This is a genomic window from Sorangium sp. So ce295, from assembly GCF_051527405.1.
In the GTDB taxonomy this organism is placed as follows: Bacteria; Myxococcota_A; Polyangia; order Polyangiales; family Polyangiaceae; genus Sorangium; species Sorangium cellulosum_B.
On record NZ_CP150324.1, the window covers coordinates 9,615,765 to 9,637,988 of the forward strand.

The following is a 22,224-nucleotide window of genomic DNA, read 5'->3' on the forward strand; positions in this document are numbered from 1 at the left end:
GTTCTGGACAGGTCCGTGCGATATGCGGAGCGCGCTATCGAGGCGCGCTGCCGGACGCCCGCGGGCGCCTCTCCCACGTCGTCGATTCGTCGACGAATCGCTCTTCGATCCAGGCCTTCGCGGCGCGCGCGTGCCTCAGCTCCTGGCGCAGCTCGAGCACCCGCACGGCAGCCTGGGTGTCCTCGCGCTGCGCGTCGGGGAGGAGCAGCGCTTCCTCGAGCCGCGCCTCGATCTCCTGCTCGCGGCGCGCGAGCTCGGCCATCTGCTCGCTCGCCGCGGCCGCGTCGGGCGGCGATGCCGTCACGCCGAGGGCAGCGCCGCGATCCCGCGGGAGCGCGCTGCCCGCGCCTGCCACGAGCAGCGGCGGCCGCGCGCGCGCCACCTGGACGCTCAGGCTTGCAGCCGCGATGCCGGCCGCGGCGAGGCTGGCGATGGCCCGCCGCCGGCCCCGAGGGCTCGGCGTGGCTCGCGCCCGGCTCCCCGCATCCAGGAGGCGCCTGACGCGCGGAAGGAGCGCGCCCGCCGAGCGCGCCATCGCCGGGACCAGCGCGCGCCGCGGGGCGAGCGACGCGCCCGAAGCGACCTGGACCAGCGCGCGCGCCAGACCGAGGGGATCCCCCGTGAGCTCGACGGCGCGATCGTCGCAGGCCAGCTCCGCTGTCTGGCGGAAGCGGGACAACGCCCAGTGGACGAGAGGATGCACCCACAGGACCGATTGCACGAGGCCAGCGGCCGGAAACCACAGCCCGTCGCGGCGCTCGATGTGCGCCAGCTCGTGCGCGAACACGGCGTCGACCTCTGCGTCGGTGAGGGCAGCGAGCCTCGCCAGCGGGACGCAGATCTCGGAGGCTCCGATGACGAGCGGACTGCCGATGCCGGCGCTCTCCGTCAGCGCGACCGGGCCCATTCCGATCCGGACGCGCAGCCGCTCAAGCCGCTGGAGCAACCGCGCGTCCTGCACCGCCCTGCGCCCGCGGAGGCCACACCACAGCAGCAGCATCGACGAGACGAACCGCAGCAGCCCCAGCGCGGCCGCTCCGGCCGTGCAGGCTGCGAGCAGGTTCCACCCCTGGCTTCCCCCGGCGCGCCACGCCGGTGATCCAGCGCCGGCGCTCTCCCTGGTCGAGCCGCCGGCCGCCGGCTCGGCATCGAGGACCGCCGGCGCGGGGGCGTCCTCGAGCGACAGGACAGCGACCTCTCCAGGAGATGCCGTGTCCCCGGGCGCGCGCTCGAAGCCCCATGACATCGCCGCCGCGAGCAGCAGTGTCACGAGCGGACCGAACAGCGCCATCTTCCAGAGCAGGTGCCGCGTGGAGGACGAGAGGGATCGCCGGCGAGCCAGGAGCGCCGCCGCCCCGGTCCACACCGCGGCGTGGGCCGAACAGGTGAGCAGCAGCGCCAGCCAGAGGGCCGCCATGCCGGGCCAGGCGCCCGGCCCCGCGAGCAGGTGGAGCGCCAGGATCACGCTCCTTTCTCCTTGATCAGCCGCTGCATCTCCTCGAGCTCTTCAGGGCTGAGCTGCTCCGACTCCAGGAGCTGCGCGGTGAGGGCCGAGGCCCTGCCGCCGAAGAACGAGCGCAGCACGCGGTGGAGCACGCCCCTGGCCGCCTCCTTCTGGTCGACCGACGCGCGGTACACGAACTGCCTGCCAGACCGCTTGCGCTCCACCCACCCCTGCTGGCTGAGCCGCTGCAGCAAGGTCGCCACCGTCGTGGGAGCGAGCTCCCGCCCGTCCTCCGCCATCGCCGAGACGACGTCCCCGACGGAGCCTTCCCCGACGGTCCAGAGGGCCTTCATCACCGCGAGCTGCAGATCGGTCAGCGCTTCGGTTCCCACGACGACAAGTGTCGTTCATGGGCGGCCGTCCGTCAACTACAAATGTAGTCGCGTGAGCTCCGGGGCGGCGGCCGGCGGGATCCCTGGCCCGGGCCGGGCCGCGGGCTACGTCGGCAGCTCCTCGAACTGAGGGAAGGCGTCGGTGATCTGATGCCAGGGCGCCTTCGAGCCGACGTAGATGTGGTGATCGGGCCCCTTCGCCGGCGCGCCGTCGAGCGTGCCGAGCTGCACGTGCGCGAACCGCTGCTCGCGGACGACGTCGTACACGGGCGAGAAGCATTGTTTGCAGACGCAGCGGTACCCGTCCTCGGACTCGCCGACCCGGAGCAGGTGCTCCCGCCCCGCGGCGACGCGGAGCCTGTCGATCTCGATCCCGCCGATGGCGGCGCAGGCGGCGCCGGTGCGCCTCCGGCACCTCGAGCAATGGCAGTAGAAGGCGTAGCCGAACGCGTCGTCGACCTCGAAGCGCACGGCACCGCAGTAACAAGCTCCGTTCAACATGGCCCGTCCATCTCCCTTGAACGCGGCGCCTGAGAGCGCCGCTCCGGCTCCCTCGAACGCGGCGCCCGGGAGCGCCGCTCCGGCCCTCGCGCCCCCTCACCCGTCGGGGAACGGGATGAACTCGATGTCGTCGCCCGGCACCTTGGGAAAGAGCCCTGCCTTCCAGTCCTGCTTCGCGCGCTCGATGCGCTCCGGCGAGCTCGAGACGAAGTTCCACAGGATGTGGCGGTCGCCCTCGAGCGCGGCGCCGCCGAGGAGCATCACGCGGCTCTGCGACAGCGCGCGGAGCTCCGGCTGCGCTCCGGCGCGGAACACGAGCATCGTCCCCTCGCCGAAGCGCTGGCCCTCGCAGCCGACCGACCCGTCGATCACGTAGGCCGCGCGCGCCGCGTGCTCCTCCGGCAGCGGGAGCGTCGCGCCCGGGTCGAGCTCCGCGTGGACGTAGAGCGTCGGCGACAGGACGCCGACCGGCGAGCGCGCGCCGTAGGCCTCCCCCGCGATCACGCGCAGCGTGGCGCCTTCCCGGGTGACGACGGGGATCGTCGCCGCCGGGTGGTGCTCGAAGCGGGGCGCGTCCTCCTCGTGCGCCATCGGCAGCGCGAGCCAGCACTGGACGCCGTGGAGGCGCGTCTCGTGCTCCAGGTCGCCGCGCTCGGAGTGGACGATGCCGCGCCCGGCGACCATCCAGTTGACGTCGCCCGGCCGGATCGGCTGCGTGGAGCCGAGGCTGTCGCGGTGGAGGATCTCCCCCTCGAACAGGTACGTCAGCGTCGCGAGCCCGATGTGCGGGTGCGGGCGCACCGAGATGCCCTGTCCCACGGCGAAGCGCGCAGGCCCCATGTGGTCGAAGAAGACGAACGGTCCGACGAGCCGGCGGCGGACCGACGGCAGTACGCGCCGCACGGAGAAGCCGCCCAGATCGCGGGCGCGCGCGTCGATGACGAGCTCGATCGCGTTCGCGGGCGAGTCCACGCAGGCGGGTTCATGGTCGGCGTAACGGCTCATCGGGGGCTCCTTCGCGGCGCTGGGCGGGGGTGCGCGGGGCGTCGCCTCGGTCCGGGGATCGCTACCCTAGCCCATCGGGAGCTCCGGATGTGTAGCGGCTCGTCGCCCAGGTTTGGAGGAGGCTCGGGCGGGGCCGGCGGCTGCGGAGGCCGGGGGGGCCGCGGGGGAGCGAACGGACATCCGACCATCGGCGTCCTCGCGTCTCACGCCCGGGTGACCGTGCGCGACAGCGAGATCACGACGATCTCCGGCGGCAAGGGCGGCGACGGCGGGCCGCCCCAGAAAGGCGGCCGAGGGGGTCGAGGCGCACCGGGCGCCGCCGACGTGGACGCCGTTCAGGGCTGCTTCGGCGGCCCGGGCGGCGAAGGAGGCCACGGCGGCTACGGCGGCCCGGGGCGCGGCGGCGACTCGATCGGCGTCGCCTACCTCGACGAGGGCCGGCTCACGCTCGAGGACGTCATCTTCGAGATCGGACCGCCGGGCCATGGCGGCATGAGCTGGAACCACGATGGCACGACCACGATGGGGCAGAGCGGCGAGAGGCACGAGGCGCTTCGCTTTCCTGAGTAGCCCCAGCCACGTCACGGGAGATCGGCGACCGAGTCCAAGGGCCAAGTCGCCAGGAACCTGGAAGCCCAAGCGACCATGGCGGCCGGCGGCTCGCCTTCGCCATCCCACGAAGCGATCAGCGCTTCGAGCTCGCGCGCGGCGGCTTCGAGCTCGCGCTTGGCAGCGATGCCGCGAGGAGTCTTGGGCGACTCAAGGAGCAGGCGAATCTTCGCAAGCGCCTTTGTAACTTCCTCTTTGTGCAGGACCCCATCTGTCGTCGCCACCCAGTAGGAAGAACCGCTCTGCACCTCTGGCATCAGAGTCCATGCGATTCGGTAAGTCGCCGCGAGCACGGTGAGTACCGCAACGAGCGAGTCTGACAGGTTGCTCGCTTCGATATTTACGCCTGGTGCCGGCGTCTCATGCAGCGATGGCTTCACCCATGTATGCTGGTCTGAAAACAGGCAATCGTAGAGCCTGATCTCACCCGGAAGACCCAGGCCCGCTGTCACATCGGGCACGAGCACGGTCCCGATCTCCGGCGGCATGCGCTCGCAACCGAACGTCGCTTCGATGTCGCGGGAAATCCATTCCGCGCACGGCTGCTGTTCCGGCAAGAGTTCGAAGCTAGCGTAGCTCTTCCCGATAGCGGCAGACCTGAGGCTATCGTCCGGGCGCGACACGAAACCTGGATCGAATGGGCTTCGATGAACAAGGAAACGCACGTCTCGAAATTCGACCGCGAACAAGTCCTTCGTTTGTTTCACGATCTCAACCGTGCGCAAACTGTGGACAATATAATAAGGAGCCAGGAAGCTCACATGAAACCAGATCGGCTCACCGGTGGATCTTGGCAGATCAATCGTAAATGAATAGCAGCCGTCCCAGCCGCCGGTGGGGAGGTGTAGCGAGTGATTCATGAGCATGCCAGGGAATCGTTCTGCGATGCGACGCAGCATGGAGTGCCAGCGCTCGTCCTTTGATGCCTGGATGCGCGCGGCCACGAGCCGAGCGTGCTCCTCCGTCTTCTCGCAGAGCTGGACGTCGATATCGCCATCCTTGGTGAGCCCAACCCCACGTGGATAGTATCGATAGGCAATGCCGAGCAGCTCATCGATGCTATGTTTCATGGAATCACTTAACCCTGGCACCAAGCTCTTCATACATCTTGGGGAAACGCTCCCTCATGCAGCTCTTATGCCTCTCGCAGAATATACCTTGCGGAAGATCTCGGCCTCCATTCTCATACAGAAAATCCGCACATGCGTTCGCTACATTGGCGGCATATATTGCCGCCGTCTCTGGTGATGTCAACCCCCAACGCTCGCCTCGAATGGGCATTCCTACGATGACCGAACACGCTGCGTCACCCTCCAAATTGTGACCGAAGTATAGATCTGCCTTTGCCTCCTGCCAACCGCTCACGGTTCCATCGTAGGCGACGATCGTAACGAAATTGAAGGCTCGCGGGTCGATCGGTATTTTGCCTGTGCACCCCATGGCCGGAGCGCCGCTCTGCTGGCAGGGATCTGGCGGGCTCGTCGGGCTAGCAGTCGGCCTCTCCGAGCTGTCGCTCGGGCGCTCGTCGTCGTCGTCGTCTTCGTCTTCCAGGTCCGACTCGTTGCACGCGATCTTGCGCTCGCCGCCACCCTGCGGGTCGGCCCCGAAGTCACCGGATGCGGCGGAGGTGTAGATGGGGCGGGGCTCCGAGCCTGGACCAGCACCTGCACCCGAAGTCCTTTCCTCGACAGGATAGCAGTCGCCGAACGTCCAGTTGCACGCCGCCAGCGCCCAAACCGATATGATCACGATCAACAACAGAACTCTTCTCGCGTTCATTTTGCACTCCATCGAAGCACAGGACCAACAACAACGACGACGGACACGTAGCCCGGGAGCACCAGACTTCCCCGACCGACCCAATCCACGTTGACGCTCACCGACACGCCCAGAGGTCCGGCAACGTACGCGTTGGTCTGCGCGTGGCCGCCTACGGCTAAGCCAGCGACGTGGCCGCACAAGGTGACGCCGCACGCCGGCATGACGTAGAACGCGACCGATGGCCCCGCGCTGATGTTGCCGTCCTTCCACGCGTACCCGATGTCAACCGAGGTCTGGTTGTAGATCCCGGGCCCGTCCTCCTGGGTCGGGGGTAGGATCGTGCACAGGTCGTGCACCGTGAACAGGATATCTCGTTGGATGGGCCACGATATGCCGGCGTGCGGCCCCACCGCGAGGCGCGGAATGGTACCGGCTTGGAGCCACCCGAGGCTTATTCCGGCGCTCAGCTCGAATGCGTCTGCCTGTGTCGGAACGACACTGAGCAGGAGCGCGAACACCGCCCACGAGGAGAGCTGCCGGCCTGTCGTCCTCATCGTCTCTCCCCCGTCTTCCGAAACACACGAGCAACGTGGCGACGCGGGCCATTCTTCTGAGGACAGGATTGGGCGTCAAACGGAACCTAGACAAGGACACCGCCATGGACGTGGGTCGTACCGTCCAGAGCGTGCGCCAGTGCGCCGCTGCCTGCGCGGCTCCAGTGCTCGTCAACCTGCCGGCATCGGCTGCCGGTGCAGGTCGCCGTGCGAGCGGGCTAGCCGCCGCGCGGCTTGGGCAGCACGACGTCGCCCGCGAGCGCGACGCGCGCCGCGGGCACGCCGAGCCTTGACACGGTCACGCGAGCACAGCGCTCGCCACCAGCATGGACCAGAGCCCGACCGGCAGACGAACGTGCGGCGGCGCTCGCCTCGCCCTCCGCGCCCTCGCATCACCGACGCTGAACCCCACCGCGGCGTGCCGGACCGAGGGCGAAGCCAACCGGCCGCTGAGGTGCTCGCCGAGCGCGCCGGGCGCTTGGAGGCCGCCCGAGCTCGTTGCCGACGAGGAGCGCCCCACGGCCGACACCGCACGGAATGGACGCAGTTCCGTTGGCAGCGTGCGCCGATGTGCGATGGAGATGATCCGGTGCCGCCGATGGCCCCCACCGCCACGGCACGGCCGGACCCGCGATCGCAGCCGGTCCCGGTGCACCCCTCGGTGTCACCTCCGCGAGCGGCGCCGAGGGGGCGCTCAGAACTACCAAATCGAGCCCTTCATTTTCCCCGTTTTTCGGCCCCTCAGCGACGCTTCCCAGAACACGTAACCCCGCGATACGGCTCGATGTTCTTTCCGAGCGCGTACCCCGGTAGTTCGTCTCGAACTACCGAGAGCGCAGAATGAATAGGCGTTTGCGGGACTGCGCCTGAGCAGCAGCGGAGGCGAGGTCCCGGCGCAGTCCCGCAAACGCCTATTCATTGGACCAAGCCGCTTCGCGGCAGCTCCTGTCCCTGCTGAGGTCGATCGCGACGACGACCGCGACCGCGATGAAGACGCCGCCCTCGCGCCCCGCGTAGCCGCCACGAGACCCTGGAAGCCATGGACCTGGCGGCGGCGCTCGGGGCCGCGAGCTAGCGCGATGCGGACGAGGTGCAGGAGCTCGGCGTGAGGCTCAAGAAGATGCTGCGGGCCCTGCTCCTTTAAGCATTGCGGATACCGAGCCGCGATTTCCTGCTGCGGCTCGGCTCCTTGTCTTCGCTGCGGTTGTGACGGCACTCATTGCTGCCGCAGCGTGGATTTTGCCGGTGTTCATTGCGAAAAAAAACGCCCGGCGCAGCGCAGTTCTGGCCGCCCGCCACCGCATTCCCTGCCCATCCTGCCGTTCGCGACACCCCTGCCCGGGCGCCGCGTCCACCAGGAGGGCAGCGATGGGACAGCTCCGCGATCGAATGGCCGAAGACCTGAAGCTGCGGCGATACAAGCCGTCGACATGCGACAATTACCTCCGCTGCGCACGGGCCTTCGTAGCCTACCACCGCAAGCCGCCGCAGCAGATGGGTCTCGACGAGGTGCGCGCGTTTTTGCTCTACCTCGCCGAGCAGCGAAAGATCGCGGAGGCGACGCAGCACCAGTACGTGGCGGCGATCAAGTTCCTCTACGCCACCACGCTCGGGCGTCCGGAGGTCGCCGTCGCGATCCCCTGGCCGAAGGTGCCCCAGAAGCTGCCGCCGGTCCTCAGCGGCACCGAGGTCGAGGCGCTGCTCAACAACACGCGATGAGCGCGCCCCGAGGCTTGCGGTGGTAGTTGCCCGCGTGCAGCGGGCCCCCGCACGCCGGGCACCGGCTCGCCGCCACCCGCCGCGCGATCGGTCCAGGGCCTCCAACGTTGCGAAGAACTCGCCCTTGAGCGTGACTTGGTCGAACATGGGCTCCTTCGTTTCTGGCAACTCGGAGGCGAGCCCCCTCGGAGGACTTCGACCAAGTCTTCTGGGGGGCCTCGTTGGTCGTCCCTCAAAGAACGCGCTCAGGATGGCGCCCGGGGACATCCATGTTGCTGGCGCTGCTCAAGGAGTACACGTTCATGTCTATGTTGAAAGCGAGCCTGTTGGCCTTCGCCGCTGCAATCCTCGGTGCCGCCTTGATGCTCGGCCTCGGCAGAGCCAGAGCTGCGTCTGCCGAGCAAAAAACCGCGGCGCAGGGGCCGAGACGCGGCTCGTCGGGATCCCGAGAACACACGCCACCGCCGCGGGGCGGAGACCTCCACAAGACAGCGGCCGCGTCCCCCTCTTCGCCGGCGTCGGCCCCGGGGCCTGAGCGCACTTCGCCGAGGTCGCTGGCGCGAACGGCTTCGGCGCTGGACGACGAGGAGGCGACCGCGCTCGCGGAGGCACGATTCGAGGCCAAGCTCCGCGCGTTCGAAGGGGCTCCCGAGGATCATGATTGGGCGCCACGTGCGACGGTCGCGCTGAAATCGGAGCTGGGCACGCTGTCCGAGAAAGTAGGTTTTGAGGTCGAGTCGCTCGCTTGCAAGTCGAAGATGTGCGTTGCGAACGTCCGCTGGGACAGCGCGGCAAACGCCATGCGAAACAACCAGCGCATCGCCGAGGCGTGGTACTCGGTCAACTGTTCCATCGAAGTCATGGGTGGGCTGGGAGGTGGTGAGGACAAGGGTTCTTCCATGTCGGTCATCTTCTCCAAGTGCCTGTAGTCATCGCTCTGATTCATTCAAGTCAAAAGAAAGGTCAGCGTCAATGCGTGTGAATCATTTTGCCGCAAGCAGCGTCGCCCTCGTGGCCGTCGCCGCCATCTCGAACAGCGCCGCAGCCATCCAGGCTGATCGATACTCGGGATTCGAGTGCTACGGTTATGACTGGGGGCCAGATCCAGCTATCCAGCAACTTTACCACTGCCCAGTCTTGAATTGGTTTCCTGGCGGGCTTGCCGACGTCGACAAGGTGTACGTTCAGATGTCGCTGCCTCATCCGCCGTCGCAGTACAGCTGCGGCGGCGAGCCGTTTGCGAAGGTCTGTGTCATATACGCCAGCCACACCGGCGCCACGTACGGCTCGGTGTGCACCATTGGCGCCAGCTTGTGGACCAGGACTGTCGCCGGCGCGAATGCTATCGAGCTTATGGGCGGCTGGCTCGATTCGTGGCACACCACTTACCCTTCAGGCGCCGGCTATTTGCTCATTAATGGGGGTGGAAAGAACTCGGATGGCTGTTTCAACGAACCGGCCGTGCTGCGCGGCTACAGGGTCGAATCCGACTCCGATTGACCGCGCCGACCTCGTCCGGTCGAGCGCGCCGCCATCGACGCTGGATCATCTCGACCGATGGAGCCATCGAGCTCCATGGCGCGCTCCCCGTGCTCCGCGAGCTCGTGAATAGTTGGAACCCCCGAACTTAGGCTGACCACGGTCTGAAGGAGCGACACGACATGCTCCCAGTTCTTCCAGATACATATCGGATCCCCATGTGAGCGTCCGAATAGATAGTAGCTGGAGCATGTTGTTTCCACCTGAGTGCTTGGGCATCGCGCGCGAAAGACAGAGTATCGCCTTAGGCACCAAGCCGTTCACCTGACAAGCTTGCAGCTAAGCCGGCGACATTCAAGTATCTACCTCGCCCTCCACGGCGCGTACGTCGACATCGGCGATCTCCGCGGCGCCCGCGACGCCATGGCCCGCGGGATCGCCCCCTTGCTCCGCCGCCTCAAGAGCCTCGAGGGCACCCCTTATTCGCGGAGCTTCCTGCTCGGGCTGCCTCACAACGCCGCCTTGCTCGCCGCCGCCGAAGGCTACGGCTGCATCCCGCCGGAGATCGACAGGCTGATCCGGCAGGCGTAGGCGAGGCGCGTCGAGGAGAAAGAGTCAGCGGGCGGCTCGGGCGTACGCCCCCGGCGTCACCCCGGCGATGCGCTTGAAATGCCGGTGGAGCTGGCTCTGGTCGTAGAGCCCCACGCGCGCAGCGACCTCCGCCTGAGGGACTCCCCGGGCGAGCAGCGCCCCTGCGAGGCCGACGCGCCGGTAGGTCACGTACGCGTGCGGGGGAAGCCCGACCTCCTCGCGGAAGGCACGACAGAGGCGGAACTTGTCGAGTCGCGCGTGGGCGGCGAGCTCGTCGAGCGCGATCGATTCGGTGAACCGCGCATCGAGGAGCTCGCGCGCGCGCGTCACCGCGCGAGCCCACGCGCTGCGCGGACGGGGCCGATCTCGGCGCATGGTGGTGAGCTCGCACAGGGCGGCGAGCGCCTCGGACGACACACCCGCGAGCTCGAGAGGCGTCGCGTCGCCGCGAAGCAGCGAGCGATGCAACGCCGCCAGCGGTGCAGCGCGCGGGTCGTGCGCGCAGAGCGCGTTCTCCGTCGGGGGCGACGCGGGAGAGTCCAGCGTCGCGCGCGCCTCGTCGACCATGCGCGCGTCGAAGATCACGACTTGAAACCGCCGCTGGCCCTGGCGGGCGTGCTCTGCGAAGACCTCTCCGGGGACCTTCACGTCGATCGTGCCCGGGCCGCTCGACCAGCGCGCGCCTCGAAGCGACCACTCGGAGCGGCCACTGAAGTGGAGCGCGGTGGCGTAGCGGTCCGTCACGCAGGTGAACAGGGGCCCGTCGCTCCGGAACTGCCCGACGGTGAGGCCGGGGAGCGCAGCCGGGCGTGAGAATGTGATCCGGCTCCGCCCGCGCTGCGCCGCCGAGAGGTCCATGCCGAGGACGATACCGCGCGGCCCTTCTGGGCGCTACGGCGTTCTCGGGCTGCTCCCTGCTCCCCAAGCACGCGCGTCAGCCAAGATCGCCCAATCTCCTCTGGGCGCTCGGTCGTAGATGGAGGGCATGAACGTCCAGCGAACAGCGCTCGTCACGGGCGCGAACAAGGGGATCGGCCTCGAGACCGCCCGCCAGCTCGGCCGCGTGGGCATGACGGTGCTCGTCGGAGCACGCGACGAGGAGCGCGGCGCGCGAGCCGCTGCGGCGCTGCGCCGAGAAGGCATCGACGCGCGCTTCATCGCGCTCGACGTGACGGACGCCGCGAGCGTCGCCGAAGCGGCTCGCGCGATCGAGCGCGGCCTCGGGCGGCTGGATGTCCTCGTGAACAACGCGGGCATCCTCCTCGGCCGCTCCACGCCGAGCGCGACGCGGCTCGACGAGGTGCGCCACGTGTTCGAGGTCAACGTCTTCGCTGCCATCGCCGTGACGAATGCGATGCTCCCGCTGCTCCGACGAGCGTCGCCCGCGGCGCGCATCGTCATGGTGTCGAGCGGGCTCGGCGGGCTCACGAACCACGGCGACCCAGCGTGGGAGTACGCGTCGTTCAACGCCATCGCTTACCCCGCCTCCAAGGCGGCGCTCAACATGGTGACCGTGCAGTATGCGAAGGAGCTCGCCCCGACGGGCATCAAGGTCAACGCCGCGGACCCCGGTTACACCGCCACCGACCTGAATGGCCACCGCGGCACGCAGACCGTCGAGGAAGGCGCCCGCGCGTCCGTGAGGCTCGCGCTCCTCGACGACGCCGGCCCGACCGGCGGGTTCTTCGACGCGCGCGGCCCCGTGCCCTGGTGAAGAAGAGTGAGTGACGAAAGGAGCAGGACGACATGACGACGATGGTGACGTTTTCGTTGGGGAACGCGGGGCAGATGAAGGGCGCCCTCTCCGAGCCGCCTGGCTCGGGCAAGGTCGGAGGGCTCGTCGTGGTCCACGAGTGGCACGGCCTCAACGAGGTGATGCGAGCGCACTGCCAGCAGTTCGCGCAGGCGGGCTTCCTCGCGCTCGCCCCCGACCTCTATCACGGCAAGCTCGCCGAGAACGACGAGGAGGCGGCGAAGCTGATCGGCGCCTTCGACTTCCAGAAGGCCGTAGGTGAGCTCGGCCACGCGGTCGGCTACCTGCGCTCGCATCCGCGGTGCAACGGGAGGGTCGCGGTCGCGGGCTTCTGCTTGGGTGGCGCGCTCACCCTCGCTGCGGCACGTCACGTGCGGCCGGCGCTGGAGGCGGCGGTCCCGTTCTACGGTCTTCCGCGGATCGCACCGGAGGAGTTCGCCCAGGTGAAGACGCCCATCTGCGGGCACTACGCCAAGGTGGACGACTGGGCGAACCCTTCCGTTGCCGAAGCGATCCAGAAGGCGGCGCGCTCCGGTGGAGGCGCGATGGATCTCTACGTCTACGACGCCGGCCACGCGTTCATGCGCTCGACCGATTCGTCCAGGTTCGAGCCGAAGAGCGCCGCGCTCGCGTGGCAGCGCACGGTCGAGTTCCTCCACACGCACATTGGCTGACGCGTCAGGCGGTGCCGGGCCGCCCTACACGGAGCCTCGCGCGCCCACCTCGGCCGCCGCCGCGCGGCGATCGACCCGCGGGCAGGCCGCTTCACGGCGGCGTGGCGATACCCTAGCCTGGCCGCGGATCTCCGCCGCGCCACGAGCGCCACAAGGAAAGAAGGACCATGGCCGTCACCTCTGGCTTCGACCTCACGAGCGAACGCTTCTTCGCCGATCCCTTCCCGACGCTCGATCGGCTCCGCACCGAGGCGCCGGTCTACTTCTTCGAGCCGCTCCAGTGCTTCCTCATCACCGCTCCTGCCGATATCGAGGGGCTCGTGAAGGACCCGAGCTTCACCGCGCGGCGGGCGACGGCGATCCTCGGCAGCCTGGGCATGCTCGGCGAGGACGAGCTCTCGAGAAAGACGTTCGACTCCTTGTCGCGGCTCGCCTTCTTTCAGGACCCGCCGCGCCACACGAAGCTTCGACAGCTCATCATGAAAGGGTTCTCGCCGTCGGCCGTCGAGTGGATGCGCCCGCGGGTCGCGGGGCTCGTGCAGCGCGCCGCCGAGAAGGCGCGGCGCGACGGCGAGATGGATGTCGTCTCGGCGTTCTCCGAGGCGGTCGCGCTCAACACGCTCGCCGAGATGTTCGTGATACCCGAGGCCGATCGGCCGCAGTTCATGAGATGGTCGACGGACCTCCTGAAGCTCGCCGGCGGCGGGGTCACCTCGGACGAGCAGAAGCGGGCGGTGAAGCAGAGCTGCTGTGACATGGTCGACTACATGATGCGGCTCGTCGAGGAGCGCCGGAAGGCGCCGGGCGAAGACGTCGCGAGCAGGTTCATCGAGGCAGAAGGCGGAGACACCGAGCTCGCGGGCGAGGCGGCCATGCAATGCTTCCAGATGGTCGCCGCGGGGTTCGTCACCTCCGTGAACCAGATCGCGAACACCGTGCTCGCGCTCCTCAACCACCCCGCCGAGCTCGCGAAGCTCCGGGAGGCGCCAGGCCTCGTCCGCGGCGCGGTCGAGGAGAGCCTGCGCTTCGAGCCGTCCGTGCTCTCCCTCAGCCGTATGTGCGCGAGGGACACGGAGATCCGGGGCACCAGGGTCGCCGAGGGGCAGTTCGTCTTCGCGATGATCGCCGCGGCGAACCGCGATTCCGGGCTGTTCTCCGAGCCGGACCGCTTCGATATCACCCGGCAGCAGAGCCGGCACCTGACCTTCGGGAGCGGCGCTCATTACTGCCCCGGAGCCCCGCTCATCCGGATGGAAGTGGAGGAGTCGGTGCGCGCCCTGCTCTCACTGCCGCGCTGGGAGCTCGCCGAACAGGAGTCGGTGCGCGCCCTGCTCTCACTGCCGCGCTGGGAGCTCGCCGAACCGACATTGAGCTACGCCGGCTCGAACCTGCAGGACCGCGGGCCGAGCTCGCTGCGCGTTCGCTTCCCCGCAGCCTGAAGCGGGCGGGCTCGGCCCACTGGCCGACGCGCCGCTGGCCGCTGACGCCCCGACCGAGGCGGCCACCCGAGAAGAGACAGTCACCCAGCTCTTCAAGAACGTAGCCAGCGATCTGAAAGGCACGAGGGGCGCCGTGCGCCCCGATCGGCGCAAGCCGCTGGTCACCGCAGGAATCCCGGCGACACGCTCGGCACCGGACACGGCGAGCCGAGCACCGATGGCGGGGACGATGCTGCCACCGCGCTCTTGCGGCGGGCGCTCCCGCTCGATATGCAAGCTGGACGATGTATCGTGCATCCGACGATGCGGCCCTCGTGCGAACGGCCGAGGCGCAGGTGCTCGAGAGCTACGCCGCGCTCGTGCAGGTCGTGGCGCGTGTCGCGGCCCTCAATGCGCGCCTCGTGCAAGGCGGGGTCGCCCCGATTCCGCTCGCCACGTACACGCCGCCGCCCGCCGCGGCGGGGGTGCCGGCCTCGGTGGAGCTCCTCCAGGGCCAGCGCGCGTACTACGCCGGAGAAGCGGCTCGCCTCGGCGAGGCCCTCCGCGCGATGGAATCGGCGCTTGCCCAGCGCGCTCGCCCTGTCGCGCCGCTCCGGCCGGGGCCGCGCGCCGTGCCTGCCGCGTACGTCTTCGCGGAGCTGTCCCGCGGGGCATGGTCCTTCTTCAGGATCGCCCTGTTTCCTCCCTTCACGATGCTGATCGCGCCGGCCCTGCTCGCCCCGTGGTTCGCTGGACCGATCGAGGGCGCCGCGGCGATGGCTGCGTTCCTCGTCGTGCTCTGGGGCGTGTCGCTGGCGGGCGCGACGAAGCGCTTGCGGCTCCTCGCGCGCGGCGAGGTCGGCACCGTGCTCCAGAAGAGCCAGGCGTACTCGGGCGTGCGGCTCAGGAACTGGCCCATGCTCTGGACGAACGGCTGGGACATCGCGCTGCGCCTGTACTCGGGCCTCGGCTCGGTGACGACGCTCACGGTGCAGACCCCTCGCGGGCGCATCGCGCAAGTCACGGTGCGTACGGGGCCATCGTTCCACGGCGTCGTGCTCGCCGATCCCGAGACGGGCGACGGCCTGGCGAACTGCGACTTCGCCTCCGCCCCGCGGCCGGACGCGCGGGGCGAATGGGACCCAGCTCTCCCGGGGCGCGTCTGGGCGGCGAGCTGTTTCTCGGTCATCGCGTCGCTCGCGCTCGCCGCCGCCACGACCGTCGCCGCGCTCGCCTCTCTGGGCCTCTGGGCGTTTTAGCTCGAGGCTCGTGCTGCGAAGCTGCCTACTTCCCGCACACTGGCCGCCGCTCACGCGGTGAGAGGGCCTGACGGGCGACGACTGAGGCGAGGAGCCCCTCCTGCGGACGGGCTCTCCGTGGTGCCGCTCGCCCCACGGCCGATGCGCGCTCGACCTGGGTGCCACGGCAGCGCCGCGGCCGGCGTCATTCGTCCTTGGGCTTCTTCCCTGGTGCCACGCCCGGCACCGGGGCCCGCTTACCGGTGCGAAGGCCATCAGCTCACCGGAGCGAAAGAACATCAACCAGCCTGATTCTCAACACCTGCCCCTGCAACGATACTGAGCATGTTGACAACGCCGAGCAGGCTCAAGGCCGCGCCGACGTGCGCCTCGACCTCCGATGGTCCGCACCGAGCTCGGCCGCGACGATGTGCAACCCGCTGCGCTCAGCTCGAGCTCGGCTTCGGACCGGGGCGAGCTTGAGAAGCCGTAACCGCAGGGACGCAATCCATGCCCTGAATCACAGTTGACGCCGCCCCTCCGCACACGCATCTGGAAAAAACTTGGAGGAGGAGCATGCGCCACAGGCTGAAATTGAAGGCGATCCCTGTTCTCATTCCTCTCGGTCTCACGGTGTGGGCGTGCAACTACGACCTGGGCGAGTGCTATCTTAGGGGGACGGAAGGCACAGGGGCCGGAGAACCATTCCCACCGGGGTCAGCAGCTACGGGGGACCGGTTCGGGAACGGTGACGATGTGGGAAGCGGCGCCGCTGAGCAGATGGCAGGGTGCACGCCCGACAAGACATGCACAGACATGTACGTCGACTGCGAGGACAAAGGCCATCCATGCACGCGCATCATCGACGGCGGCAAATCTCTTTGCGCAATCTGTCGGCGCGATTGTCAGCTCAAAAAGCGATACACGTACGACGAGTGCTACCGGTGTGGGTTTGAATGAACACGACGATCCAGAGGTCCATGCGGGACGCAACGCATGTTGCCTTCGACACGCCGACGACAGAGCGCCTGGCACGACTCGGCGCGGGCAATACGGTGCGCGCGTCCGACTGCCTTATTATCGGACCGAGTCGAATGGACACCATGGAGCATGCTCGGACGCGTGAGGCATGGTGGTGTTCGTCCGATGTGTGGGACCGGCTCTATTCATCTGATGTCCGCTGGGATCTGCCCGTTGTCCTGTGGGTGTCATCGAGTCTCCACGAGCGAGTCAACCTCTGGAGGGCCTGTAGCTGGTTGCGTCACCTGGGGATCGCGCGTCACAATGTCTTTATCGTCGATCTTGATCCAGTACACCGCTCAAGGATCCCCGAGGAACCGCTGCCTCCGTTCGACTGCTCCGCATCGGTGTCTGATCATCCCGACGAGGTTCTTCTGGAGCGCCTCGACAAGGCGCGCCCCTGGCCACGGGAACGCTACGATCGTGCCGTCCGCCTCTGGGAGAGGTACGTCGATACGAATCCATTGCCTTTCGTCGAAAGGTGCACGCGTGGCGTCAAAGGGTTTCCAGAGCTCGCTCCCTTGTGGGCGCTTCTCTCTTCCTTCTTTCCAAGAAGGAGCACGAGAGGAGCCATACGCCTCAGTCGATTCGACGAGCTCATAGTGGCTCTTCTGTCGACGGAGTGGCAGACGCCGTTGGCCATGTGCGGCCAGAAATCGCGACTGGGCGCCGAGCTGTGGGAGCTCCTCGACTGCACGGGCGATCTGTTCCTACCACGCCGGCTGGAGCAATGGGCAGATCACGATTCGAGTGCGGTCGTGGAGCGGGCGACGGGACCGAAGCCGGCTGATGGCTACCCGATGCTATCGCTGGTCTATCGGCTCACCGATCGTGGCATGAAGCTCCGAGAAGGACTCGATCGGCTCGCGGATGCACCAAGCCTGCCGATCGCCGGGACCGAGGCGTATTCGACGTCATCTCCATGGGTGGTGCTCGATGATGGACGGCTAGCTCGGTTGTGATGGCCAGTCTCCACCGGCGTCACGATTGGCTTGCGGACGTTTTGTCTAAGCGCGGGCGCCGACGGAGCACAGGACCCGCTCGAGCTCGATGGGATCGATCGGCTTCGTCATGTGCAGATCGAACCTCACCTCCCGGGAGCGGCGGCGATCTTCCGCGTGGCCGTACCCGGTCTGAGCGATGAGGTAGGCGATGCCGAGCATCGTGCCCGCCTCGTCGCGCACGGGGTGGACGCTGACCAGCCAGTCGTGGTCCCCCTCGGGCCGCGCGACCCGGAGCTCGCAGTTCGTCACCTCCTGCTCCGTCTCGAGGACACGCTCGCAGAGGTCCTTGAACGGCGTGGCCTCGGGGATGAACTCGCCAAGCGTGCGGCCGAGGTGCTCGGAGACAGGGCGACCGGTGATGCGCGCGAGCGTCTCGTTGACGCTCACGTACCGGAGATCCGGGTCGAGGAAGCAGAGGCCGACGGGCGCCGTCGAATACACGTTCTGCAGGAGCGCGAGGTGGCGCTGCGCGGCCTGCTCGCTCGCGCGCAAGCTCCGGCAGAGGCGATTGCGCTCGAGGACGGCCGCCACCTGCACGCTCAGCGTCTGCATGAGCGAGAGCTCGTCGGCGTTCAGGTGCGAGCGCTCGCTGGTGGCGAAGGCCAGGGTCCCGAGCAGGCGGTCGTGCGAGATGAGCGGATATCCCGCATAGGCCTGCACGCCCGCCTTTCTCAGCTCCGACCCGCATTCCAGGCTCGAGCGCTGGAGATCGAGGGCGATGAGGGGCATCCGGGTCGCCGCCACGGTCCCGCACATGAACTGGCCGAACCTGATCGTCCGATATCGCCGCTCGTCCTCGGGCGAGATGCCCGCGGCCGACTCGAGGCACGGCGCCACGGCGACGCTCGCCGCGTCGGGGCGTCCGCATTTCGCGGAATTTCCAGCGCCGGGGCGCCGCACCGCGTCCCGCGCGCGGGGTCTCAGCGGCTGGCCGCCGCCCAGCTGGCCAGCGGGTGCGCCTCGAACCAGCGCCGGGTGGCCTCGGCGCCGTTCTCGATCAGCGCGTCCATCTGGGCGGGGGTGATCTCGAAATCGGTGGTGGGTATGTTCGCGTTGTCGATGAAGACGGTCCTCTGGATGGTCGCGCTGTCGAGGGACAGGAGGGTCGAGGTATCGAGGACGAACGAGGTAAGGGCCTTTACATAGCCCTCCAGGCCGTCGATGCGAGCTGGCAGAGGGCGCCAGCCGTCCTTTGCGGAGTCGATCTGCGCCTTCGTCCCCAGGCTGAAGCCGAGCGTGCCGGGGTTGATGCCGACCGCCTTGCCGAGCAGGCCCAGGATAGGCCGGCGGCGCGTGCCGTCGAAGAGGTCGATGGGGTAATTCCACGACACGCCGCCGTCCACGTAGAGGTCGCCGCGGAAGGGGTATGCCTCGAAGAAGAGAGCGATCAGGGGCGCGCGCAGCACGCCGCAGAGGCTTCAACCCTGGGGTTGCGCGAAACCGCCTCGATCCCCCGGAGAAGATGCGCGGGGTGATGCGCCGCGGCCGCAGCCTCCCGTCATCACCTGCGGCCCCGGCGAGGCAGGCGCGGCCCTGAAGAGGCACCCATCAACGCAGCCGTCGACACACCCCTAACCCATGTTTCCCGCAGCCAAACAGATGCGACGAGCATAACACACGGTTCGCTTGGCCCCCTCTGCGTAATCTGATCCTCGTGAGGGCGCCGCATTCCTGACGAACACGACGCCCTGGCTACGTTCAACCTGGAGGATTCTTTCATGGTAAGGATGCAGAAAGTGTGGCTGGCGGCTCACGCCGGGGTCGACAATGCTGGTCGGATGGCGAGATGGCGAGATCGGAGTCGGCATCTCCGACGTGGGGATAGGTACGACCCGTCCTTGGCTGGAAGCCTTTCCACCGGGAGACGGGTGCCTCACAGGCGTTAACCAAGCTTCGCGCCGCGTTCTCCTACATCCGACGGGGGCCTCCCATCTCCCGCGTGGACACGCCGGCTCAGCCGCGGCCTCCACCGCGGCGCCATGCTCGCGAAGACGTCGTCGTTTCGGATCAAGAGGTGAAAGAGCGCCGCCGCGAGGTGCTGGAGGAAGACGCCGAAGAGCAGCAGGGCGAGGTAGGTGTGAGCGCGGCGCAGCGCCGCGTGGAGCGCCGGGCTCTGCGGCGCGATCGAGGGCAAGCTGACCCCGCCGAGCAGCGTCACCGGATAGCCCCCCGCCGAGAGCATCGCCCAGCCGACGATCGGAATCGCGAACATCAAGACGTAGAGCACGACCTGCGATGCGCCCGCCGCGCGCCGTTGCCAGGCCGGCATGTCTGCCGGCAGCGGCGGCGCGCGGCGCGCGAGGCGCACCCCGAGGCGGACCGCCGTGAGCGCGAGGAGCACGACGCCCAGCGACCGGTGCACCGGCAGCAGCGAGGTCCGGGCGCCGCTCGCGGTCGAGGCCATGCCCACCCCGATGAACAGCATGGCGACGATCGCGACGGCCATGATCCAGTGCAGGATGCGCGCAGCAGGGTGGAACTGGTGCGGAGGGCTCATCGGCGCGCGCCCTCCTCGGCGGGGCCACGGGAGAGCGCGCTCGGCGCCGGCCCCTCGCCCGCGCGACGCGTGAGCGAGACCGCGTAGGCCGATGAGCGCGCGCTCAGCAGCGGATCGTCCGAGGGCTCGATCCCGGCCGGCAGGATCAGCGGATCGAAGGTGATGTCACGGCAGGGCCCCGCCGCCTCCGTCGCGGCGCGCTCCACCACGAGCGTGCCGACCTCGACCTGCTCGCGATCCTGGGGCCACTCGCGCGTGGCGTCGCCCGTGGGATCGCCCGGGGCCGCGAGCGTCACCCGCATCCGCCAGCGCAGCGGGCCACGCGCGAGGCGCGCGATGACCTCCTCGAAGAGGAAGCTCTGGGGCCTCGAGGCGAGCGTCCCCTTGTCCAGCGCCTCCAGGGGAGCCTCGGGCACCATCGACCAGCGGACGTCGCGCGCCGGGCCGGCGCCGCCGGTGAAGCGGAACGCGTTCACGCTGTGGTACGTGCCGTTCGCGAAGCTCGACGGCAGATCGCTGTCGCGCAGCCGGGCCATGAAGGCGCGCGTCTCCGGGTGGGCCGAGAGGAAGCCCTCCACGCGCGCGGCGTCCGGCTCCCCCGTGGCCGCGACGGGCGAGGTGGCGCGCTGAAAATCGAGGAACGCCGCGGGCGTCGCGACCGGAAACACAGGGATGTGGTTCATGGCGGTGCGCCATTGCTCGCCGCCCGGCAGCGAGAAGCCGAGGGCCATGCTGCGCAGGGCGACGCGCCCGTCGGGCGCGTACGGCGCGCCGCCGCCCGTCGAGAAGCGCCCGATCACGGGGACCTCGCCCTGCGCGAACACGCTCGCCCTGGAGAGCTGCGCGCCCGCGCCGCTCGCCTCGAAGCGCCCGGTGAAGCAGACGCCCTTCGCGTGCGCGCGGCGAAAGCCCGGGTGCAGGCCGTCACGCCCCTCGAGCGCGTCGACGAGCTTCGCCGGGGTCAGCCGCGAGGGGTCCAGGACCCCCGCGACGAAGGCGAACGCCGCGGCCAGGGCGGCCAGGATCGCGAAGATCAGCGAGGCACGGGCGATCTCGCCGGCCTTCGCGCGCAAGAGGCCCCGGAGGCCCCCGTGGGAACGCACAACTCCGAACATCACGAGCTCCTCCGCCATCGAGGCGGCGTGGTAGGTCGCAGCCGTGACGCGGCCCGGGGCGCGTTATTCCGCGGGCTACAAAGAAGATCCCCCCACGGAATAACCGTGGCGCGAGCGGCGTCTCGCGGCCGTGGAGGCATTGGAGCCGAGGAGCGGGCGGGAACGGCGATGAGCGATCTGAACGACGAAGAGCTGCGCGCCCTCTTGCCGGGCATGCGGAGGTTCGCGGCCTCGCTGACGCGCGACGCGAGCGCCGCCGACGATCTGGTACAGAGCTGCCTCGAGAAGACCCTCTCGCGCTGGCACACGAAGCGCCCGGAGGGGAGCCTGAAGGCCTGGCTGTACGCGATCATGGTCCGCCAGTTCCTCGACGGACGGAGACGCGCGGGGCGCGTCCGGCGCTTGCTGGAGGCGTTCGGCGTCCGCGCCGAGGACGGGCGCCCCGGCGAGGAGGCCGTCATCGCGCGCTCCTCGCTCGGCGCGTTCGACAAGCTCTCGGCGGATCATCGCGCGGTTCTCTCGCTGGTCTCGGTCGAGGGGCTCTCCTACCAGGAGGCGGCGCAGGCCCTCGACGTGCCGATCGGCACGGTGATGTCGCGCCTCTCCCGCGCGCGCGACGCCTACCGGGCGCTGACCGAAGCCGAGCCGGCCCCCGCCCGGATCCGGAGGGTCAAATGAGCCCTGGGCCCCCGACCGAGGACGAGCTTCAGGCCTTCGTCGACGATCGGCTCGACGGCGACAGGGCGCGCGACGTCGAGGCGTACCTCGCCTCGCACCCCGACGAGCGCGCGCGCGTCGACGACCTTCGGCGAAACACCGGGGAGCTACGGGCCCTGCTCGCCGGGGCCGCCCTGCTGCCGCCGAACCCGCGCCTCGACCCGCTCGCGATCCGGCGCGATCTGCGCCAGCGCTCCCAGCGGCGCGCGATGCTCGGCGCCTCGCTCGCGGTCGCGCTCGGGATCGGCGCGCTCGGCGGCTGGACGGCGCGCTCCGTGAGCCTCCCCGGAGCGCCAGCTCCGATGGACGACGCGGTCGAGGCGTACCGCACCTTCGCCACGGATCGCGTGCGGCCGGTGGAGATGGCGGCGGGGGACGGGGGCGACCTTCAGGCCTGGCTCTCCGGCCGGCTGGGGCGCCCGGTGGCGCTGCCCGATCTGGCGCCGTATGGGTTCGACCTCCTCGGCGGCCGACTGCTCCCCACGTCCAGCGGCCCTGCGGTCCTTCTCATGTACGAGGACCGAGGCGGTCAGCGCGTGAGCTTCTATATCCGCCCGAGCTCGCGCCCGGGCGAGCTCACCGGCACGCGCCGCGACGGCGGGCTCGCGACGAAGTACTGGTTTCGCAATGGCTACGGGTTCGCCGTGGTCGGCCGCGCGGACGACCCGCGCATCGCGGAGGTCCAGGAGGCCGCGCGCCTTTCGATGTGACGCCGCGGCCCGCCCCCCGGGGA

At 69.0% G+C, this 22,224-nt stretch carries 24 protein-coding genes; 12 read left to right on the top strand and 12 right to left on the bottom strand.

All coding sequences use genetic code 11. The features are described from left to right. Positions 1-34: 34 nt before the first annotated feature. From WMF11_RS36425 to WMF11_RS36440, 4 genes are all read right to left on the bottom strand, one after another. Positions 35-1,465 (bottom strand): M56 family metallopeptidase, encoded by a 1,431-nt coding sequence (locus tag WMF11_RS36425; protein WP_437974007.1) that lies wholly within the window; start codon positions 1,463-1,465, stop codon positions 35-37. Next, a complete protein-coding gene (locus tag WMF11_RS36430; RefSeq protein ID WP_437544121.1) occupies positions 1,462-1,836 on the bottom strand; it encodes a BlaI/MecI/CopY family transcriptional regulator in 375 nt (124 codons plus the stop codon). The genes WMF11_RS36425 and WMF11_RS36430 overlap by 4 nt, the downstream gene beginning before the upstream one ends. 105 nt (positions 1,837-1,941) lie before the next feature. Continuing rightward, complete coding sequence (locus WMF11_RS36435) at positions 1,942-2,337, bottom strand: GFA family protein (RefSeq protein ID WP_437974008.1); 396 nt, start codon at positions 2,335-2,337, stop codon at positions 1,942-1,944. 96 nt (positions 2,338-2,433) lie between these two features. After that, the gene (locus WMF11_RS36440) at positions 2,434-3,342 is read right to left on the bottom strand and encodes a pirin family protein (RefSeq protein WP_437974009.1); all 909 of its coding nucleotides are present in this window, start codon (positions 3,340-3,342) and stop codon (positions 2,434-2,436) included. A gap of 219 nt (positions 3,343-3,561) precedes the next feature. On the opposite strand from WMF11_RS36440, the gene WMF11_RS36445 reads away from it, so the two are divergent. Further along, a complete protein-coding gene (locus WMF11_RS36445; RefSeq protein ID WP_437974010.1) occupies positions 3,562-3,912 on the top strand; it encodes a hypothetical protein in 351 nt (116 codons plus the stop codon). 11 nt (positions 3,913-3,923) lie between these two features. On the opposite strand, the gene WMF11_RS36450 is transcribed toward WMF11_RS36445, so the two are convergent. From WMF11_RS36450 to WMF11_RS36460, 3 genes are read right to left on the bottom strand one after another with little or no spacing between them, the layout of a single operon-like run. After that, complete coding sequence (locus WMF11_RS36450) at positions 3,924-5,021, bottom strand: hypothetical protein (protein WP_437974011.1); 1,098 nt, start codon at positions 5,019-5,021, stop codon at positions 3,924-3,926. A gap of 4 nt (positions 5,022-5,025) precedes the next feature. Beyond that, the gene (locus WMF11_RS36455) at positions 5,026-5,730 is read right to left on the bottom strand and encodes a hypothetical protein (RefSeq protein WP_437974012.1); all 705 of its coding nucleotides are present in this window, start codon (positions 5,728-5,730) and stop codon (positions 5,026-5,028) included. After that, on the bottom strand, positions 5,727-6,266 hold the full coding sequence (locus tag WMF11_RS36460; RefSeq protein WP_437974013.1) for a hypothetical protein: 540 nt from the start codon (positions 6,264-6,266) through the stop codon (positions 5,727-5,729). The genes WMF11_RS36455 and WMF11_RS36460 overlap by 4 nt, the downstream gene beginning before the upstream one ends. Before the next feature lie 1,368 nt (positions 6,267-7,634). On the opposite strand from WMF11_RS36460, the gene WMF11_RS36465 reads away from it, so the two are divergent. From WMF11_RS36465 to WMF11_RS36480, 4 genes are all read left to right on the top strand, one after another. Beyond that, on the top strand, positions 7,635-7,985 hold the full coding sequence (locus WMF11_RS36465) for a site-specific integrase (protein ID WP_437903820.1): 351 nt from the start codon (positions 7,635-7,637) through the stop codon (positions 7,983-7,985). Positions 7,986-8,254: 269 nt separating this feature from the next. After that, entirely contained in the window at positions 8,255-8,914 is a 660-nt protein-coding gene (locus tag WMF11_RS36470) for a hypothetical protein (RefSeq protein WP_437974014.1), read from the top strand. 43 nt (positions 8,915-8,957) lie between these two features. Next, a complete protein-coding gene (locus WMF11_RS36475; protein WP_437974015.1) occupies positions 8,958-9,485 on the top strand; it encodes a hypothetical protein in 528 nt (175 codons plus the stop codon). A gap of 312 nt (positions 9,486-9,797) precedes the next feature. Then, positions 9,798-10,055, top strand: coding sequence for a hypothetical protein (locus WMF11_RS36480; RefSeq protein WP_437903823.1), 258 nt, complete (start codon positions 9,798-9,800; stop codon positions 10,053-10,055). A gap of 24 nt (positions 10,056-10,079) precedes the next feature. Here the strand turns inward: WMF11_RS36480 and WMF11_RS36485 are convergent, their stop codons facing one another. Further along, positions 10,080-10,913 (bottom strand): helix-turn-helix domain-containing protein, encoded by an 834-nt coding sequence (locus WMF11_RS36485; protein ID WP_437974016.1) that lies wholly within the window; start codon positions 10,911-10,913, stop codon positions 10,080-10,082. 127 nt (positions 10,914-11,040) lie between these two features. On the opposite strand from WMF11_RS36485, the gene WMF11_RS36490 reads away from it, so the two are divergent. The 5 genes from WMF11_RS36490 to WMF11_RS36510 all read left to right on the top strand — a co-directional run bounded on the left by WMF11_RS36490 (position 11,041) and on the right by WMF11_RS36510 (position 17,120). Further along, positions 11,041-11,769: an SDR family oxidoreductase gene (locus tag WMF11_RS36490; RefSeq protein WP_437974017.1), complete on the top strand. Its 729-nt coding sequence runs from the start codon at positions 11,041-11,043 to the stop codon at positions 11,767-11,769. Between the two features lie 32 nt (positions 11,770-11,801). Beyond that, positions 11,802-12,482, top strand: coding sequence for a dienelactone hydrolase family protein (locus WMF11_RS36495; RefSeq protein WP_437974018.1), 681 nt, complete (start codon positions 11,802-11,804; stop codon positions 12,480-12,482). A gap of 167 nt (positions 12,483-12,649) precedes the next feature. Further along, positions 12,650-13,921 carry a cytochrome P450 gene (locus tag WMF11_RS36500; protein WP_437974019.1) on the top strand — a complete coding sequence of 424 codons (1,272 nt, stop codon included), beginning with the start codon at positions 12,650-12,652 and terminating at the stop codon, positions 13,919-13,921. A gap of 284 nt (positions 13,922-14,205) precedes the next feature. Continuing rightward, the gene (locus WMF11_RS36505) at positions 14,206-15,159 is read left to right on the top strand and encodes a hypothetical protein (RefSeq protein ID WP_437974020.1); all 954 of its coding nucleotides are present in this window, start codon (positions 14,206-14,208) and stop codon (positions 15,157-15,159) included. A 935-nt stretch (positions 15,160-16,094) separates the two neighbouring features. After that, the gene (locus tag WMF11_RS36510; protein WP_437974021.1) at positions 16,095-17,120 is read left to right on the top strand and encodes a hypothetical protein; all 1,026 of its coding nucleotides are present in this window, start codon (positions 16,095-16,097) and stop codon (positions 17,118-17,120) included. A gap of 45 nt (positions 17,121-17,165) precedes the next feature. Here WMF11_RS36510 and WMF11_RS36515 read toward each other — a convergent pair whose 3' ends face one another. From WMF11_RS36515 to WMF11_RS36530, 4 genes are all read right to left on the bottom strand, one after another. Beyond that, positions 17,166-17,999, bottom strand: a complete 834-nt coding sequence (locus WMF11_RS36515; RefSeq protein WP_437974022.1) for a PAS domain-containing protein — start codon at positions 17,997-17,999, stop codon at positions 17,166-17,168. A gap of 83 nt (positions 18,000-18,082) precedes the next feature. Further along, positions 18,083-18,568 carry a hypothetical protein gene (locus WMF11_RS36520; protein ID WP_437903830.1) on the bottom strand — a complete coding sequence of 162 codons (486 nt, stop codon included), beginning with the start codon at positions 18,566-18,568 and terminating at the stop codon, positions 18,083-18,085. 476 nt (positions 18,569-19,044) lie between these two features. Next, the gene (locus tag WMF11_RS36525) at positions 19,045-19,659 is read right to left on the bottom strand and encodes a cytochrome b (protein WP_437974023.1); all 615 of its coding nucleotides are present in this window, start codon (positions 19,657-19,659) and stop codon (positions 19,045-19,047) included. Then, positions 19,656-20,774: a catalase family peroxidase gene (locus WMF11_RS36530; protein ID WP_437903832.1), complete on the bottom strand. Its 1,119-nt coding sequence runs from the start codon at positions 20,772-20,774 to the stop codon at positions 19,656-19,658. Before WMF11_RS36530 ends, WMF11_RS36525 begins: the two co-directional genes overlap by 4 nt. Positions 20,775-20,942: 168 nt before the next feature. On the opposite strand from WMF11_RS36530, the gene WMF11_RS36535 reads away from it, so the two are divergent. Next, on the top strand, positions 20,943-21,452 hold the full coding sequence (locus tag WMF11_RS36535) for a sigma-70 family RNA polymerase sigma factor (protein ID WP_437903833.1): 510 nt from the start codon (positions 20,943-20,945) through the stop codon (positions 21,450-21,452). After that, positions 21,449-22,201: an anti-sigma factor family protein gene (locus WMF11_RS36540; RefSeq protein WP_437903834.1), complete on the top strand. Its 753-nt coding sequence runs from the start codon at positions 21,449-21,451 to the stop codon at positions 22,199-22,201. Before WMF11_RS36535 ends, WMF11_RS36540 begins: the two co-directional genes overlap by 4 nt. Positions 22,202-22,224 lie beyond the last annotated feature (23 nt).

Coding starts and splice junctions, on each gene's coding strand:
- WMF11_RS36490 (WP_437974017.1), top strand. CDS start 11,041: ATGAACGTCCAGCGAACAGCGCTCGTCACGGGCGCGAACAAGGGGATC.
- WMF11_RS36470 (WP_437974014.1), top strand. CDS start 8,255: ATGTTGCTGGCGCTGCTCAAGGAGTACACGTTCATGTCTATGTTGAAA.
- WMF11_RS36435 (WP_437974008.1), bottom strand. CDS start 2,337: ATGTTGAACGGAGCTTGTTACTGCGGTGCCGTGCGCTTCGAGGTCGAC.
- WMF11_RS36485 (WP_437974016.1), bottom strand. CDS start 10,913: ATGGACCTCTCGGCGGCGCAGCGCGGGCGGAGCCGGATCACATTCTCA.
- WMF11_RS36495 (WP_437974018.1), top strand. CDS start 11,802: ATGACGACGATGGTGACGTTTTCGTTGGGGAACGCGGGGCAGATGAAG.
- WMF11_RS36440 (WP_437974009.1), bottom strand. CDS start 3,342: ATGAGCCGTTACGCCGACCATGAACCCGCCTGCGTGGACTCGCCCGCG.
- WMF11_RS36460 (WP_437974013.1), bottom strand. CDS start 6,266: ATGAGGACGACAGGCCGGCAGCTCTCCTCGTGGGCGGTGTTCGCGCTC.
- WMF11_RS36535 (WP_437903833.1), top strand. CDS start 20,943: ATGAGCGATCTGAACGACGAAGAGCTGCGCGCCCTCTTGCCGGGCATG.
- WMF11_RS36505 (WP_437974020.1), top strand. CDS start 14,206: ATGTATCGTGCATCCGACGATGCGGCCCTCGTGCGAACGGCCGAGGCG.
- WMF11_RS36465 (WP_437903820.1), top strand. CDS start 7,635: ATGGGACAGCTCCGCGATCGAATGGCCGAAGACCTGAAGCTGCGGCGA.
- WMF11_RS36540 (WP_437903834.1), top strand. CDS start 21,449: ATGAGCCCTGGGCCCCCGACCGAGGACGAGCTTCAGGCCTTCGTCGAC.
- WMF11_RS36475 (WP_437974015.1), top strand. CDS start 8,958: ATGCGTGTGAATCATTTTGCCGCAAGCAGCGTCGCCCTCGTGGCCGTC.
- WMF11_RS36450 (WP_437974011.1), bottom strand. CDS start 5,021: ATGAAACATAGCATCGATGAGCTGCTCGGCATTGCCTATCGATACTAT.
- WMF11_RS36530 (WP_437903832.1), bottom strand. CDS start 20,774: ATGTTCGGAGTTGTGCGTTCCCACGGGGGCCTCCGGGGCCTCTTGCGC.
- WMF11_RS36455 (WP_437974012.1), bottom strand. CDS start 5,730: ATGAACGCGAGAAGAGTTCTGTTGTTGATCGTGATCATATCGGTTTGG.
- WMF11_RS36525 (WP_437974023.1), bottom strand. CDS start 19,659: ATGAGCCCTCCGCACCAGTTCCACCCTGCTGCGCGCATCCTGCACTGG.
- WMF11_RS36500 (WP_437974019.1), top strand. CDS start 12,650: ATGGCCGTCACCTCTGGCTTCGACCTCACGAGCGAACGCTTCTTCGCC.
- WMF11_RS36510 (WP_437974021.1), top strand. CDS start 16,095: ATGAACACGACGATCCAGAGGTCCATGCGGGACGCAACGCATGTTGCC.